This window comes from Enterococcus mundtii, assembly GCF_013394305.1.
GTDB classification, from domain to species: Bacteria; Bacillota; Bacilli; order Lactobacillales; family Enterococcaceae; genus Enterococcus_B; species Enterococcus_B pernyi.
Window position 1 is genome coordinate 3,098,149 of the sequence record NZ_AP019810.1, and the last position, 14,195, is coordinate 3,112,343.

A 14,195-nucleotide genomic window follows, 5' to 3' on the forward strand; every position below is an offset into this window, starting at 1 on the left:
TTTCTTTTTCTAATAGCCCCATTTTATCCTCCTCGCAAAAATCCACTTATTATTCAGATTGAATTTCTTAACAATTTTACATTTTTTATGAGCTTATTTTTTTACTTTTATTTCTTAAAAAATAAATCTTTGTTTCGCAGGTATGACTTGATAAAAAAACAAGATAAATAAATCAGTGAAACTTGTCGATTTCTTTATCATGCGATAATATAATCTTAAAAAGATATTTATTCTGCTTAAATACATATAAAATAACAATGAAAATAATTAGGTTTTCTGTTTGATTTTTTAGAGGTTCGGAGGATGATTATGAAATTTAAGTATACGTTTGGTGACCCAAAGATAAATAGGTCTTTTTGTAAAGTATACGAATTATACTTATTGAGTACATACAACATTTCTAAAGGAGGTAAGGATGAAATTTTTAGAAAAGGAGACTAACCGATTTGTACTGACCATGGTTGAAAAAAACATCTGGATGAAAGATTTAGCAATCAACTATGCGTTTTTTCAAGAAAAGAATAATCAAGGATACGAAAGTCACAAAAAAGCAGCTTTAGCATTTGTTACGTTCCTCATTCAAAGAAGAGGACATGATCAAATTGAGTATACGAATAAACTTGAATTACCAGTCAATATATCAGTAACCTATTCCATAAACTTAAATTTAATGGATGCAGCAAGAATTCCAGTCGATACTTTTTTTTCTGCACACAGCGACTTAGAAGGTCATTATATTTCAGATTATATTCCGAGAAGGAAACATTAGTCATTTATCAATGGAACAACACGTGGTCAGATTATTTCGCTTATGGAAAACATTCCGGAAAAGGAGCGTACCTTTGGACGATTTATGATCCAACAAGAAAAAGATTTACGGTATGTGGGGCATCAACATTGAGTTGAATGATGAGGACAGAATGAAGTTATTAAAAGAAGATACGTATCAATTTAAACAAAAACTCTATTTAAGAAAATTTCCAATCAATGGACTTTTACTCGATTATGTATTTTTTGAAGAAACAGGTTATCGTGGATACTCCAGTCATCGTAAAGCCGCTCTTCAATTTATCAAAGTAATGAATGAAAAAAGAAATATTCCAGGTCTTCTATATACAGATTTGCATTATTTCGATCACTTACCCATAGTATGTAGCCCAATAAGATTGAGTTATGCCGTAAATCCAGAATTAATGTATGGAAAACGGATAAAGGCAGATGTTTTCTTTTCTGTTGAAAAAACAGCTTCTGGAAGCTATTTAAATTGGTATGCACAAACATTTCTTTTCCCACCATATTCATATAGTGGGGACGAAGAAGATTTTATTTCCTTGAATAAATTATTATTCCCTAAGAAAAGTGTGTTAATCATTTATGCATGGAATAACAATTGGTCGAATTACTTTTCTCCTGGGAGAGAATGGATGGATGCCTTTCTTTGGACGATTTACGATACTGCATCGAATAAACTGACTGTCATAGGATCTTCTATGACAGATTGAGTTTAATTTAGTTTTTTAAATTTTTATCCTACTTAGTAGGTAAATCAAGTCACAATTATTGTTGATTAATATGTTCAAGAAAAACAATAACTATGACGAAATAGGTATCATGTAATACATAAAACTTCGAGGAGGAAAAGACATGGAATTATTGGTAAAAGAAACGTTAGAATTAAAAAAAGGGGATGTACTTTTTCCGCATTACGTTGGTTATACATTCTTTAAGGAAAGTGATTACCAAGGAAAGGTCACCCATAAAGAGGCAATTTTGGCTTACTTAAATTATACAAGTCGCATAATAAGAACAAATCTTTGGTCATCAAAAAAACGCAAAGAAGCTGGAAAATCTGTTACCCATGAAATGTATGTAGCGAAATTTCTTGAACTAAATTCTGATTCAATTATATACACAGCAATTGATCCTACTACGTTAAACTTAGATGGCTACCCCATTGAAGTCAATGAAGAGATGATGGAAGGCATTGAACTAACTTCGGAGGAATTTTTTATGGATGGCGGGGTATATGAGGAAGCTTTTTTTGATGAATTTCATGGTACAAAGTTATCTAAGACAGACTTTAATCTGGTAAATCAACGGTTCTTTCCTTTAAAAGACAAATTAACCATCTATTCATGGAATTCAGAGTTTACAAATTACTTCAACTATCCTAGAGTATGCATCGGTGCCTATTTATGGAGTATTTACGATACGAATACAAAGAGATTTACAGTCATTGATATTTATTTAGGCTATGAATAAAATTTAGAACTTAAAAATTATTTCAATTATACGCGTGTGGGCTGGGGCGCCTATCTTTGGAGTGTTTATGATTCTAGAACCCAAATCTTTACGATCATCAGTATTTATTTAGCAGAACAGGGGTAAGAGAATAACACACCTATAATTAGGTTAAACAATTGAATCATTTAGTAAAAGTAAATAATTGGGTAATAAAAACATAGGGAAACCGAAAACTGATCATTATGAAATGTATGCAGAGAAATTTCATTCATCGGATTTTGACTCAATTTTCAGTGCTTGGTGCTTTATTGACTACATAATAGAAAAGAAAACATCACATAAAAGAAAGGAAAAATCAATTTGAAATTATTAGATGGAGAGACGTATCGATTCCCTTTGACTATGATGGAGAATAATATCCCGATTCTTTTTCTATTCTTTCATGAGAAAGATTACGAGGAAGATAGCAGTCATCAACAAGCAGCAATTCAGCTTGTTAAGTTTGCGAACCAGAAAAAAAGATATCCTATGATTACTTGGAATAAGCAGGAACATTTAGATAACCGAATACAAGAATATACAATAAATCCTACGCTCATGACCGCTCGACGTTTAAGTCACGAGGTTTTTTTCTCAATTTCTCGGAAACCTAAACAACCGTTTCTTTCAAATTATGCTTATGCATTCTTCCAGATGTCTTCATACTATCTCGGAAAAGTAGACCATTTTATTCAAATGAACGATATTCTTTTTCCAGATAAAGAGCAACTGATTATTTATGAGTGGAATAATACTTGGTCAGATTATTTTCATTATGGCAGACAGCATAGAGGAGCTTTTATATGGACGATCTATGATTCTAAAAGAAATAAGTTTACGGTGATCAATGCAAGCATTTTATGAGATTAGGAGAAAAATATAATATGGAGTTTTTACTACAGGAAACAGAAGTATTGAGCCAAAAATTAGAGGAGAAAGCATTATTTACAAGACGTTTAAATTTAGACTTTGTTTACTTTAAAGAGAAGAATTACCGAAATGTGGAGAGTCATCAACAAGCAGCGATTGAATTTATAAAGGTGATGAACAAAAAAAGAGTAGGGTACTCATGTGTTCATTCAACAGAATTACATTGTTTTGATGATTTACCTATTTTTATTAAGTCTTTGGCTTATCCTTATGCAGTGAACCCAGAGTTGATGTATGCGAAATCAGTATTGCCTCCTGCCTTTTTCTCTACTAAATGTGAGAATGGTAAATATGAATCTTCCTATGCTTATTCCATACTCTCACAGATATATAAACCTCAGCGAGAAGAGATTTTTTTAAAAGCCAATGAGTATCTATTTCCTGTACAAGAGAACCTAATAATCTACCAATGGAATAATGATTGGTCAAATTATTTTTCAATAGGGAGAGAGGAGTAGGGGCTTATTTATGAACGATTTATGAGAGGGAAACTGAAAAATTTACAGTGATAGGTGCTTCGATGAGGTACTGAATACTACGTGAAAAATACTATCGAGTACATACAACATTTCTAGAGGAGGGAAAGATGAAATTTTTGGAAAAGGAAACAGATCGATTTGTACTGACTATGGTTGAAAAAAATATCTGTATGAAAGAGCTCGTACTTACTTACGGCTTCTTCCATGAAGAAAATTACAAAGGGGAAGAAAGTCACAAAAAAGCAGCACTTGCCTTTGTGACAGCAATCAATCAAAAGAGAGGACATACAAAAATTGAGTATACGGATAGAGTAAATTTCCCTGTCAATCTGAGAAAAACTTATTCCATCAATCAACTACTGATGCAAGGGTTTATAATCGAAGGGAATGTTTTCTTTTCTACAGCCTATGATTCGGACAAGAAATATACTTCCGATTATGCCACTGCTTTCTTTAAATTATCTTCATCTTATAAAGGAGAGGAGAAAGATTTTATTCAATTGAACAATCATATCTTTGAAAATAGAGCCAAACTGATTATTTATCAATGGAACAATACTTGGTCAGATTATTTTTCTTACATAAAGAAGATGAATGGAGCTGCTTACTTATGGACAGTTTACGATGAAGAAAGTAAGAAGTTCACAGTTTTAGGAACTTGAGAAAGAAGGAGGTCGATCATGAGATTATTGAGAAAAGAAACATTTGAGTTTAAACAAAATGCCCACAAGAGAAACATTCCAGTGCAGGGTCTTTTGATAGATTATGTTTTTTTCGAGGAGAGCGAGTATAAAGGGCGCTCTAGTCATCGAAAAGTAGCACTTGAATTTATTAAAGTGATGAATGAAAAAAGGGATGTTCCAGGAATTTACTATACTGAATTACTTTATTTTGATTGTTTACCTAGATATGGCAATCAACTCCAGTATAGATATGCCGTGAATCCAGACTTAATGTATGGGAAACTCTCAACGATCGAGGAGTTAATATCAATAGACAACAAAAGTGCAGGTGGTTATCAATCTATGTATACCTTTCTTTTTCTTCATCCTCCGTACAGCTATGGTGGTAAAAAAGACCACTTTATACAACTTAATGATTGGTTGTTTCCTAATAAAAAAACGCTAACGGTGTATGAATGGAACAGCGAATGGTCAAATTACTTTTCTTTTGGAAGAGAATTATATGATGGATTTTTATGGACGATATATGACAAAGCACAACATAAATTTACAGTGATCGGAATTTCAATAGCTGATTGAATAACACAATTGATCAAGTATAATAATATGCAACTGAAAGTCATGTGATGACTCTCAGTTGCATATGTAAATAAGTGAAGAAAAAGCATTTTTTCAAATACGGGTTCATCACTAAGGATTCAAAAATACACTGATTACTGTAAATCGTTTTCTTTTTTCATCGTAAATACTCCATAAATATGCACCGTAACAATCACGCGCACGATTAAAGCGATTGGAGAAGGATGCATCCCACTCGTAGATTTTTAAATGCTCTCTTTCAGGAAAGAATCGTTGATTAAGCACTAAAAATTGTTCTTTACTCACTGTAGTTGTTTGAGTTTCATGGAAAAAGGCTTTTTCATAGGCTCCTCTATTTTTAAATAGGATTTCAGGATTAATTTTTTCTGCTTTCATCATTTCTTTATTGACGTAAATCGGGTTTGTTTTCCAACCTAAATAATCAGGGTCTCTTTTGATATAGATGAGCGGATTAGCTTTTATTGAACAGAAATACTCGTTGAATCGTTCTATACTAGCAGGGTTTCCAGTTTTTACTCTGAGGTCTGATGCCCAGTGGTTACATTGGGCGATTCGATGTAAAAACTCTAGATATCCTATTATAGCTTGCTGGTGACTGTGAATTCCTTGATAATATGGTTCATTAAAGAAGCTATAATTAACATAATTTGGTATATTTTCTCCATTCCAATCCCGGCATGCTAGTGTTTCTTTTTCTAATAGTTCCATCTACTTTCCTCCTTTATGTCACTCAATTTCTTAAACCTCCAGTGTTCGAGAAATCGGAAGGTTAAATTAGAAAAAGATGAATCTTTAAATCCACCTTTTTCTGATTATTTTCTAACGAACTTCTATCAACTAGGACTCCATCCCTGAACCGTTCTTTCTAAATCAGGAAATGCAGTAACAATAAAATATTTTCTATTTTTTCGGACTGCTTGTTTGGTTTTTCGGATCATGACCTTTGCATAAGGGATGTGCTCATGCCGATCAAATTGATTAGGTATTGTGGTTTTTGATAAACCAAAACCTAGAGAAACCCCTAATGACAATTGACCATAGGATCGATAAGAAATCGAATTGCTATTTTCTGGTAAATTGCAGTAACCTAAGTCGAAGCCTTTATCTCCGGCTAATAAATTTTCATGTTTTGCTGTCCAAATGGCATAGTTGACTATTAATAAAGCTTGGAGGGCGTTGTGAAAACTTGTAGTATATTTTAGTTCGTCGTCACCTTCCATTCTAGTTAACAAGGTGTCCCAATTTTGAATAACATGATCTGTAATCGTATGGCCTTTGCCACCATGAGCATAGTACTCATCATAGATTAAGTCGAGGGGGGTATACCAGGCATCTTCGTTATCGTCATATTTACGTAGTTCAGCCACCAGAGTTTTGTAGCTAGCAATGGTCCAGTCCCCTAATGCTGAATCAATTAAAGTTTCATTTGTTCCTTCATTGATTATGCTTCCTGTTTCTGGATCAAATGTCCTTCGCCTACCGTTAATCGTAAGAGCATTATCATAAGGTATTGACTCTTCACTATAAGAAAACTCAATCGCTCCAACTAAATGCGCTGGAACGGCTTGTTGCGTTTGAGCATAGATAAAGTTCCCAGCGTGATCCAATACAACTGCGGCACCATATAATGTAGCGATCATTCCTGATGGATCAAAGTCTAACCCATTGTTGTTTGGAGCCAAGGCTTCGCTTAAACTTTGGCTGATTTGGCTGGTTCGTTCATCATATGCGACAGCCATTTCTTGGGCAGTTTCAATAGCTAAGGCCTTAGAAGGTTCATTGACGACCCCAAATTCAAAGGGTGTGGTTGCTTGGACGTAGTCGAGCAATTGTTCTTTTGTTGTGATCTCTGTTAAGAGCGTAGAGATGCTCGTATCAAGCTTGACTTGATAATTAAAAGGTTCTGGGAAATCATAGCCGTAGTAAGAAGAACCGGTGATGTTCAAGATGGCATCATCTGCACCACGAACGGATTCGCCATACTGGATGCTTTCTAAAACGAAAAACTCATTCTGGGAGAGAGAATCGGCTAGTGACGTGTTACGTCCGACCACCGCTGCTTGCTCTCGTAGTGTCCAAGGAATGGTGTAGTTGATGTAGCGACGATAGAGTTCAACACGGTCACTGACGCTGAAAGTAAAGATTCCGTGGTCGCTCTCGCCAGTCAAGTACTCACGCATCAACGCATTGCTTGTTACATCTTGTGCGTAGCGGTTTTGTAAGGCTGCGGAGAAATTGTAGGTATTTGTTGTCGAATCAATTCCAGACATTGCAAAAGCGTTCAGTTCATTTTGAGTGGAGGCACTGCTACCGATCGATTCAAATAAGCCACTGTTTGTTTTCGCTAAATCAGCTGTTGCTACGCCTAAAGAGGCACCGAGCTGATAAAAACCGACCCCTAGACCAATTCCTAGTAGAGCGGGGGCAAGAACAGCGGAGGCGGCGGTCGACAGTAAGCCAGCGCTAAGTGTACTACCTGATAAACCAGATGCATAAGCAGACATGCTGATTCCATTAAAAACGTTTAAGGCAACTGCTGCATTTTGTGGTTCTGCGGACGAAGGAATCGCTGAGGTGGTATCGATCGGAACGATGGTTTCGTCAGGTTGGGTTATTTCGCCAGCGATCGCTTCTTGGGCGTGGACATCAAGTGGCAAAGTGGCAAAAGGTGCGAGCAACAGACCAACAAGTAATAGGCGATAAAATTTTTTCATTTTTTACTCCTTTTTATCAAATGGCTTGAGTGACTACCAACAGTTCAACTACCAAAAACCTCCTTATTTGTGTCGTAGGTTGCTTAATTATATTTTCCAAAATATAACAATAAACTTCAAGTTTATTTAAAATTATAATTATAAAAAAACTCATTTTTTTATATAGTTATTTTCTTTGCAAATACTAATTATATGTTAAGACATGCTGTTCTTTTATCAATGTTTTTATCCTTATTTAAAAATAACAGCATGATAATAATAAAAAGGTAAATGTTCTTCTTTAGGTGATTATAGTTATTTTTTTGTAACGCTTTTTTCCATTCAACAAAAACATCTTCAATTTTTTCGCTATTCTTTTTGAAAACCATTTGGTAAACTGTTAAAGAATTCTTATTTTATCAAGAGGAGGAAAAACATGAAAACAGTGATACTTGCTGAAAAGCCTTCTCAAGCAAAAGCGTATGCGGAAACGTTCAAAAAAAAGAAAAAGCAGGAAGGTTATTTTGAAGTCAGCGATCCACTATTCACAGGTGAAGTAACAATCACTTATGGATTTGGTCATTTAGTGGAAATGGTTCCTCCTGGAGAGTATGAAGAACGCTGGGCGAAGTGGTCATTGCCCAACTTGCCGATATTTCCTGACCAATTTAAATATACGGTGCCTCCAGAGAAACGGAGCCAATTCGCCATTGTCAAACGACAATTGCAAGCAGCTAATACGATCATTATCGCAACAGATAGTGACCGTGAAGGTGAAGCGATTGCTTGGTCGATCATCCAGCAAGCAAAAGCCTTTACGAAGCAAAAGCAGTACTTACGTTTATGGATCAATTCATTGGAAAAAGAAGCCATCTATCAAGGGTTCAAACAACTGAAACCGGCGGAGCAATTTTATCCAAAATACAAAGAAGCACAAGCACGTCAACATGCGGATTGGCTGATCGGGATGAATGGCAGTCCACTGTATAGTTTGCTGCTGCAACAAAAAGGAATCTCAGGGAGCTTCTCCTTAGGGCGCGTGCAAACACCAACGCTTTATATGATCTACCAGTTACAAGAAGAAATCAGGAAGTTTAAAAAAGAGCCTTATTTCGAAGGAGAAGCGCAGATCAAAAGTCAACATGGGCAGTTTGTCGGTAAAATCGAGCCGAAACAAACTTTTAAGACTGCGAACGAATTAGTTACTGCGATTGAGGGAAAAGGAGCGCATTTAGGAAAACAACAAGGAACGATCTTACAAGTAACGAAAAAAGAAAAACAACAAAGTAGTCCACGTTTGTTTTCTTTGTCAAGTTTACAATCGAAAATGAATCAACTGATGAAAGTCAGTGCGAAAGCCACACTTGATGCAGTTCAAGGTTTGTACGAAAGTAAGTTTTTGAGTTATCCTCGAACAGATTCTTTTTACATTACAGAAAGCGAACACCAGTATCTTGTCCAAAATCTTGATCGCTATAAAGCGTTTTTAGGGATCACAGAGGTAGCGACACCAGAAACATTTCCTAAAAAACGATATGTGGATGCAAAAAAAGTCCAAGAGCATCATGCGATCATTCCCACAAAAACGATACCGACGAAGGAACGTTTTGCGAAGCTTTCCCGACTAGAGCAAGCGATCTATTTGCAGGTGATGCGTACGACTTTAGCAATGTTTGCAGAAAATTATCGCTATGAAGAAACCGTGATCCTTACAGGAGTGGAACGATTGCGTTTAAAAAGTGTCGGGAAACGTCCGATTGCAGAAGGCTGGCAACAAGTCTTGACCGTAAAAAGCAAGAAAAAATCAGATGGTCAGCTTTTGCCTAAAGTTAGTGAACAAGAGGTAGTGGCTGTTGATCTGAGAAGGCTTGAGAAAGAGACTCAACCGCCTAAGCCCTACAATGAGGGAACGCTGATCACTGCGATGAAAACCGCAGGAAAGACCTTAGATGATGAAGAAGCGCAAGAGATTCTGAAAGAAGTGGAAGGGATCGGAACGGAAGCTACCCGCGCGAGCATTATTGAAAACTTGAAACAAAGGCACTATATCGAAGTCAATAAAAATGATATTCAAGTGACTGCCAAAGGTATCACTTTGTGTAAAGCAGTAGCAGGAGAATCTTTACTGACAAGTGCTGAGATGACGGCGCGGTGGGAAAGTTATCTAAAAAAAATCGGTGAACGGCAAGGAACACCGGAAGTCTTTTTAGAAAATATCAAAAAATTTATTCTGCATTTATTAGAAGTCGTCCCAGAACAAGTAAAAACAGTCGACTTGTCGGAAGAGCAAAGCGGCTTGATGCAAATCGAAGCAATGGAGAAGAAGAATGACCAAGTCGGGCGTTGTCCGAAATGTAAAAAAGGCATTGTGATGTTGTATCCAAAAATCGCGACATGTACGAACAAGGAATGTGATTTTAAATTATGGCCTACGATTGCTAAGAAGAAATTGACTAAAACAAATCTTAGAGAGTTACTCTCAAAGGGAAAGACCAGAAAAGTGGTCAAAGGATTCACGGGGAAAAAAGGAAAGTTTGATGCTGTCCTTATTTTGAAAGAAGATTTAACGATCGGCTTTTCATTTCCTTGGATGGAAAAACAAGAGTAGGTATATATATTCCGAAAAGTAAAAATACCTAAACCAAAAAATACTAAAGTAATCATTATTAGAGGAGTACTTGTACGTGAAAAAAATCAATTCGCTTTTGAATTATGCAATGGGGTTGTTAACGCTGGTTGCGCTATATCAAGCAGTTATTGCATATCCAGAATACGGAACCAAATTATTAGCTATTACAAAACATCCGACTGGCTACTCACCGACGGTCATTTTGACAACTTTGACCGCAGCAGCCAAAAGTGGCACTTACTTGTTGCATACAACGAGTAGTCTACTGAAAAGAAAGAAACAGCGGAAACAGTTGCTTTTCGTATTAGCTGCGGCGGGTGTTGTTTATTTCTTACCGGTGATTACGCAATTTATTCAACAGTTCATATAAATAGATAAAAAAGACGACGATAAGAGAAAAATTTCCTTATTCGCCGTCTTTTTTTAACTCTTTAATATACCAAGCGTCCATCGTCGAGTGTTCAGAACCTGCTAGTGGATCAGCTATCAAGTGAAAGCCGAACTTTTCATATAGTTTACAAGCAGGCTTTAATAAATGCATCGTTTCTAAATAGCATTGACGGTAATGTTGAGTGGCATAAGACAATGCTGTTTCCATCAATTGGTTGGCAATTCCTAAACCTTTTGCTTCTGGGGCTAAGTACAATTTTTGTAATTCACATATCTGCTTTTGCTCGTCAAAAGGTGTGATTCCGATTCCGCCAACTACTTTATTTTCTAATTCCACCACCCAATAAGCAGCACAGGGGAGAGCATGGTAGTAGTCTGTTAAATGGTCTAATTGGGGGTCGAAATAGGCAGTTCCTTCAATCGCTAAATCGAGTGATTCTAGGGAAGTTTGAATAATTTCTTTGATGATTGGATCATCTTGTGGTTTGATTTCTCGTATCAGCATCGGACAAGGCTCCTTTTCTATCGTGTTTATTTATCGTAATACAAATGAACGGAAGGGTCAATTTACTTTGTACACAGAGGAACATTCTTTTATCAACTTCTCCCTTGACCCATTGCTTGAACTGTGAAATAATAACTTCATAAAAAATTTATGACTTAAGAGCGTTCGCCGGAACGATCTTGTAGGAGTCAGACAAACGAACCGTAGGCTTTAATGGTTCGTTTGTCTGGCTCCTTTTTGTTTTGGGAGGGAATAGGCAGAATGAAAATAGAAAACTTACAGACAGATAGACAAAAAGGATTGACGGAACAAGAAGCAAACGATCGATTAGAATACTACGGTGTAAACTCGATTGACACTCAGTCAACTAAATCTTTTAGTGTTTATTTCAAAGAATCAATGAAAGATATCACGATTTTGATTTTACTTGTTGCCACAGGACTATCTACGTTTATTGCTTATCAAACACATCCGGATGATTTTACAGAACCAATTGTCATCTTTTCAATTGTCCTATTAAATCTTTATTTGTCGATACGGCAACAAAAAAGTGCGGAAAAATCAATGGATCAACTGAAAAAAATGAGTACGCCATCTAGCCGTGTCTTGAGAGAAAGTTCCGTTAAAGAAATCAACAGCTCTGAGATCGTTCCTGGTGATATCATACAACTTAAATTGGGTGATCGTGTCCCTGCTGACGCGAAAGTAATTACAAGTACTAATTTCTTTGTTGACGAATCATTTTTGACTGGAGAAAGTGAACCGAGTGAAAAGGACGCTTCTTATCGTGCTAGTGATATTGAAGCATTGAGTGATCGTAAAGACCTAGTATTTTCAGGTTCATTGGTTGTGACAGGTAAAGCAACGATTTTAGTAGAAAAAACTGGTAATGCTACAGAAATCGGAAAAATCTCTCATTTAATCACGAATGAAGGAACGCATGTCGCACCACTGCAAATCAAAATGCAAAGACTGGGTAAAGTACTAGGAATAGTCGCAATCACTGCTGGTTTCTTAGCAATTGTAATTGGTTTAGTAAAAGGTTTGAGTGTGGAATCAAGTATCATGACTGCAATTTCAATGGCAGTTGCAGCAATACCAGAAGTATTACCGGTTGTCGTAACCATCTCTTTAGCTGTGGGAATGGGGAATATGGCAATTAAGAAAACCATTGTTCGAACACCTTCAACTGTTGAAACAGTAGGCGGCGTCTCTGTGATTTGTTCAGATAAAACGGGTACGATCACTGAAAATAAAATGACGTTAAAAAAAATCGTTCCTCTAACAGAATTACCTATTCTTATAGACTTCACTAAAGACAAGGAAAAAAATCTACTTTTACTGTTTTATCTTGCGAGTGGTTCTTCTGAGAACGATGGAGGGGGCAATCCAACGGAATTAGCGATTCAAAAAGCTGTAAAAGATCGATTTTCGGAGAAAGAATTACAGGAATCTCTTTCTGATTTGAAAAAAATCAAAGAATTGCCCTTTGATTCAAAAAGAAAACGTATGACAGTCGTCTATCGTATGGGTCAAGAATATTTTTCAGTCACAAAAGGAGCATTCGATCGGCTGCACTTGGTGAATCCAAGCGAACATTACCAAGCGGAACATGATCAACTTGCTGATCAAGCGTACCGTGTATTAGGAGTAGCGTACAAGGTATTCCAGCAACCGATTGAAGAATTATCAGAGGAAGAACTAGAGGAGGAGTTGAAATTTGCCGGCTTTATCGGCATTATCGATCCAGCGAGGAAAGAAGCAGCAAAGGCAGTGGAAATAGCCAAAAAAGCAGGGATCAAAACCGTTATGATCACTGGCGATCATTTATTAACAGCTTCACGTATTGCTAAAGAAGTAGGGATAATGGGAGAAGGAGACCAGGCAATGACAGGGGCGGAACTGAAAAGAATGGGTGACAAACAGTTAGCCGAAACTATCGATAGATGTCGAGTGTTTGCTCGAACGTCACCTGAGGACAAGATACGAATCGTTAAAGCTTTTCAGCAAAATGACGAAATCGTCGCCATGACAGGGGACGGAGTGAACGACGCTCCGGCATTAAAAGCAGCGGACGTCGGCATTGCTATGGGGAGTGGAACGGAAGTGGCGAAGGAAGCTTCTGATATGGTTTTAGTAGACGATCATTTTGCAACGATCGTCCAAGCGGTAGAAGAGGGGCGCAGAGTGTATCAAAATATCCGTAAATCTTTATATGCCATGTTAGGTTGTAATATTTCAGCTTTAACGATCGTATTGATTTCTTTGATCTTAGGTTGGGGGGCGCCAGTCACAGCGATCCAATTATTGATCATCAAAGTAGTCGCAGATGGCATCCCTGGTTTTAGTTTAAGTGTCGAACCTGCAGAGGAAAAAAATATGGAAAAACAACCGATCCATAAATACGATAGCATTTTTTCACGAGGATTGACCTTTAAGATCCTGGAAATCTCTGTCGTGTTTACCGTCGTCACATTATTGGCTATAGTTATTGGTCGTACACAATCAGTAGCGATTGCTGAAACAATGACATTTATTGTCTTAGGGTTATCCACGATCAGCCATATGTATAATTGTCGCAGTGAAGTATCTATTTTACGATTGAAATTTTTGGGCAATCCATTGCTAGTCTTAACTACAGCAATTGGTGCATTGATCATTGTCTTATTAGTGACAATCCCTCTGACACAACATATCTTTGGATTTATTACGATTGGACTTTCCAACTGGCTATGGGTTCTTGGTTTATCTTTTATTCCAGTAGCCTATATCGAAGTGAAAAAATGGACACATCTGTTTTAAAGAATTACCTGAAGGATTTTCTCTTAGTTAAGTTTAATTATGTTCGTCTGTAGTTTATTTTTCCCGAAGCTACGGACGAACTTTTCTTAAAATGACTTAAAAAAGCGCAAATGATAAAAATAAATACAGATAACAAAAAAACTAGAGAATTATGGAAATTTACGATTAGTGAGAGAGGTTAGAACGAGGAATTATGAACGT

General features: G+C 36.6%; 13 protein-coding genes. 10 read left to right on the forward strand and 3 right to left on the reverse strand.

The features are described 5' to 3' along the window. The first annotated feature begins 415 nt into the window (after nt 1–415). The 7 genes from HZ311_RS14800 to HZ311_RS14830 all read left to right on the forward strand — a co-directional run bounded on the left by HZ311_RS14800 (nt 416) and on the right by HZ311_RS14830 (nt 4,954). Nucleotides 416–769, forward strand: coding sequence for a hypothetical protein (locus tag HZ311_RS14800; protein WP_226076544.1), 354 nt, complete (start codon nt 416–418; stop codon nt 767–769). Nucleotides 770–920: 151 nt separating this feature from the next. Next, on the forward strand, nt 921–1,502 hold the full coding sequence (locus HZ311_RS14805; protein WP_062805249.1) for a hypothetical protein: 582 nt from the start codon (nt 921–923) through the stop codon (nt 1,500–1,502). A gap of 142 nt (nt 1,503–1,644) precedes the next feature. After that, nucleotides 1,645–2,262 (forward strand): hypothetical protein, encoded by a 618-nt coding sequence (locus tag HZ311_RS14810; RefSeq protein ID WP_062805248.1) that lies wholly within the window; start codon nt 1,645–1,647, stop codon nt 2,260–2,262. Nucleotides 2,263–2,604: 342 nt separating this feature from the next. Then, nucleotides 2,605–3,147: a hypothetical protein gene (locus HZ311_RS14815; protein ID WP_023519642.1), complete on the forward strand. Its 543-nt coding sequence runs from the start codon at nt 2,605–2,607 to the stop codon at nt 3,145–3,147. A 20-nt stretch (nt 3,148–3,167) separates the two neighbouring features. Continuing rightward, nucleotides 3,168–3,671: a hypothetical protein gene (locus HZ311_RS14820; RefSeq protein WP_010735490.1), complete on the forward strand. Its 504-nt coding sequence runs from the start codon at nt 3,168–3,170 to the stop codon at nt 3,669–3,671. Nucleotides 3,672–3,799: 128 nt separating this feature from the next. Beyond that, nucleotides 3,800–4,354 (forward strand): hypothetical protein, encoded by a 555-nt coding sequence (locus HZ311_RS14825; RefSeq protein ID WP_023519643.1) that lies wholly within the window; start codon nt 3,800–3,802, stop codon nt 4,352–4,354. Nucleotides 4,355–4,372: 18 nt separating this feature from the next. Continuing rightward, nucleotides 4,373–4,954: a hypothetical protein gene (locus HZ311_RS14830; protein WP_023519644.1), complete on the forward strand. Its 582-nt coding sequence runs from the start codon at nt 4,373–4,375 to the stop codon at nt 4,952–4,954. Nucleotides 4,955–5,065: 111 nt separating this feature from the next. Here HZ311_RS14830 and HZ311_RS14835 read toward each other — a convergent pair whose 3' ends face one another. Both HZ311_RS14835 and HZ311_RS14840 read right to left on the reverse strand, forming a co-directional pair. Next, nucleotides 5,066–5,683 carry a hypothetical protein gene (locus tag HZ311_RS14835; protein ID WP_178946796.1) on the reverse strand — a complete coding sequence of 206 codons (618 nt, stop codon included), beginning with the start codon at nt 5,681–5,683 and terminating at the stop codon, nt 5,066–5,068. A 125-nt stretch (nt 5,684–5,808) separates the two neighbouring features. After that, nucleotides 5,809–7,689: an RNase A-like domain-containing protein gene (locus tag HZ311_RS14840; RefSeq protein ID WP_178946797.1), complete on the reverse strand. Its 1,881-nt coding sequence runs from the start codon at nt 7,687–7,689 to the stop codon at nt 5,809–5,811. 415 nt (nt 7,690–8,104) lie between these two features. On the opposite strand from HZ311_RS14840, the gene HZ311_RS14845 reads away from it, so the two are divergent. Then, complete coding sequence (locus HZ311_RS14845; RefSeq protein WP_178946798.1) at nt 8,105–10,276, forward strand: type IA DNA topoisomerase; 2,172 nt, start codon at nt 8,105–8,107, stop codon at nt 10,274–10,276. A gap of 76 nt (nt 10,277–10,352) precedes the next feature. After that, nucleotides 10,353–10,667: a hypothetical protein gene (locus tag HZ311_RS14850; RefSeq protein ID WP_010735484.1), complete on the forward strand. Its 315-nt coding sequence runs from the start codon at nt 10,353–10,355 to the stop codon at nt 10,665–10,667. A 36-nt stretch (nt 10,668–10,703) separates the two neighbouring features. On the opposite strand, the gene HZ311_RS14855 is transcribed toward HZ311_RS14850, so the two are convergent. Then, the gene (locus HZ311_RS14855; protein ID WP_077151336.1) at nt 10,704–11,192 is read right to left on the reverse strand and encodes a GNAT family N-acetyltransferase; all 489 of its coding nucleotides are present in this window, start codon (nt 11,190–11,192) and stop codon (nt 10,704–10,706) included. Nucleotides 11,193–11,453: 261 nt separating this feature from the next. On the opposite strand from HZ311_RS14855, the gene HZ311_RS14860 reads away from it, so the two are divergent. Then, complete coding sequence (locus tag HZ311_RS14860) at nt 11,454–13,994, forward strand: cation-translocating P-type ATPase (protein ID WP_178946799.1); 2,541 nt, start codon at nt 11,454–11,456, stop codon at nt 13,992–13,994. Nucleotides 13,995–14,195 lie beyond the last annotated feature (201 nt).

Coding starts and splice junctions, on each gene's coding strand:
- HZ311_RS14860 (WP_178946799.1), top strand. CDS start 11,454: ATGAAAATAGAAAACTTACAGACAGATAGACAAAAAGGATTGACGGAA.
- HZ311_RS14855 (WP_077151336.1), bottom strand. CDS start 11,192: ATGCTGATACGAGAAATCAAACCACAAGATGATCCAATCATCAAAGAA.
- HZ311_RS14810 (WP_062805248.1), top strand. CDS start 1,645: ATGGAATTATTGGTAAAAGAAACGTTAGAATTAAAAAAAGGGGATGTA.
- HZ311_RS14825 (WP_023519643.1), top strand. CDS start 3,800: ATGAAATTTTTGGAAAAGGAAACAGATCGATTTGTACTGACTATGGTT.
- HZ311_RS14820 (WP_010735490.1), top strand. CDS start 3,168: ATGGAGTTTTTACTACAGGAAACAGAAGTATTGAGCCAAAAATTAGAG.
- HZ311_RS14805 (WP_062805249.1), top strand. CDS start 921: ATGAAGTTATTAAAAGAAGATACGTATCAATTTAAACAAAAACTCTAT.
- HZ311_RS14845 (WP_178946798.1), top strand. CDS start 8,105: ATGAAAACAGTGATACTTGCTGAAAAGCCTTCTCAAGCAAAAGCGTAT.
- HZ311_RS14835 (WP_178946796.1), bottom strand. CDS start 5,683: ATGGAACTATTAGAAAAAGAAACACTAGCATGCCGGGATTGGAATGGA.
- HZ311_RS14840 (WP_178946797.1), bottom strand. CDS start 7,689: ATGAAAAAATTTTATCGCCTATTACTTGTTGGTCTGTTGCTCGCACCT.
- HZ311_RS14830 (WP_023519644.1), top strand. CDS start 4,373: ATGAGATTATTGAGAAAAGAAACATTTGAGTTTAAACAAAATGCCCAC.
- HZ311_RS14800 (WP_226076544.1), top strand. CDS start 416: ATGAAATTTTTAGAAAAGGAGACTAACCGATTTGTACTGACCATGGTT.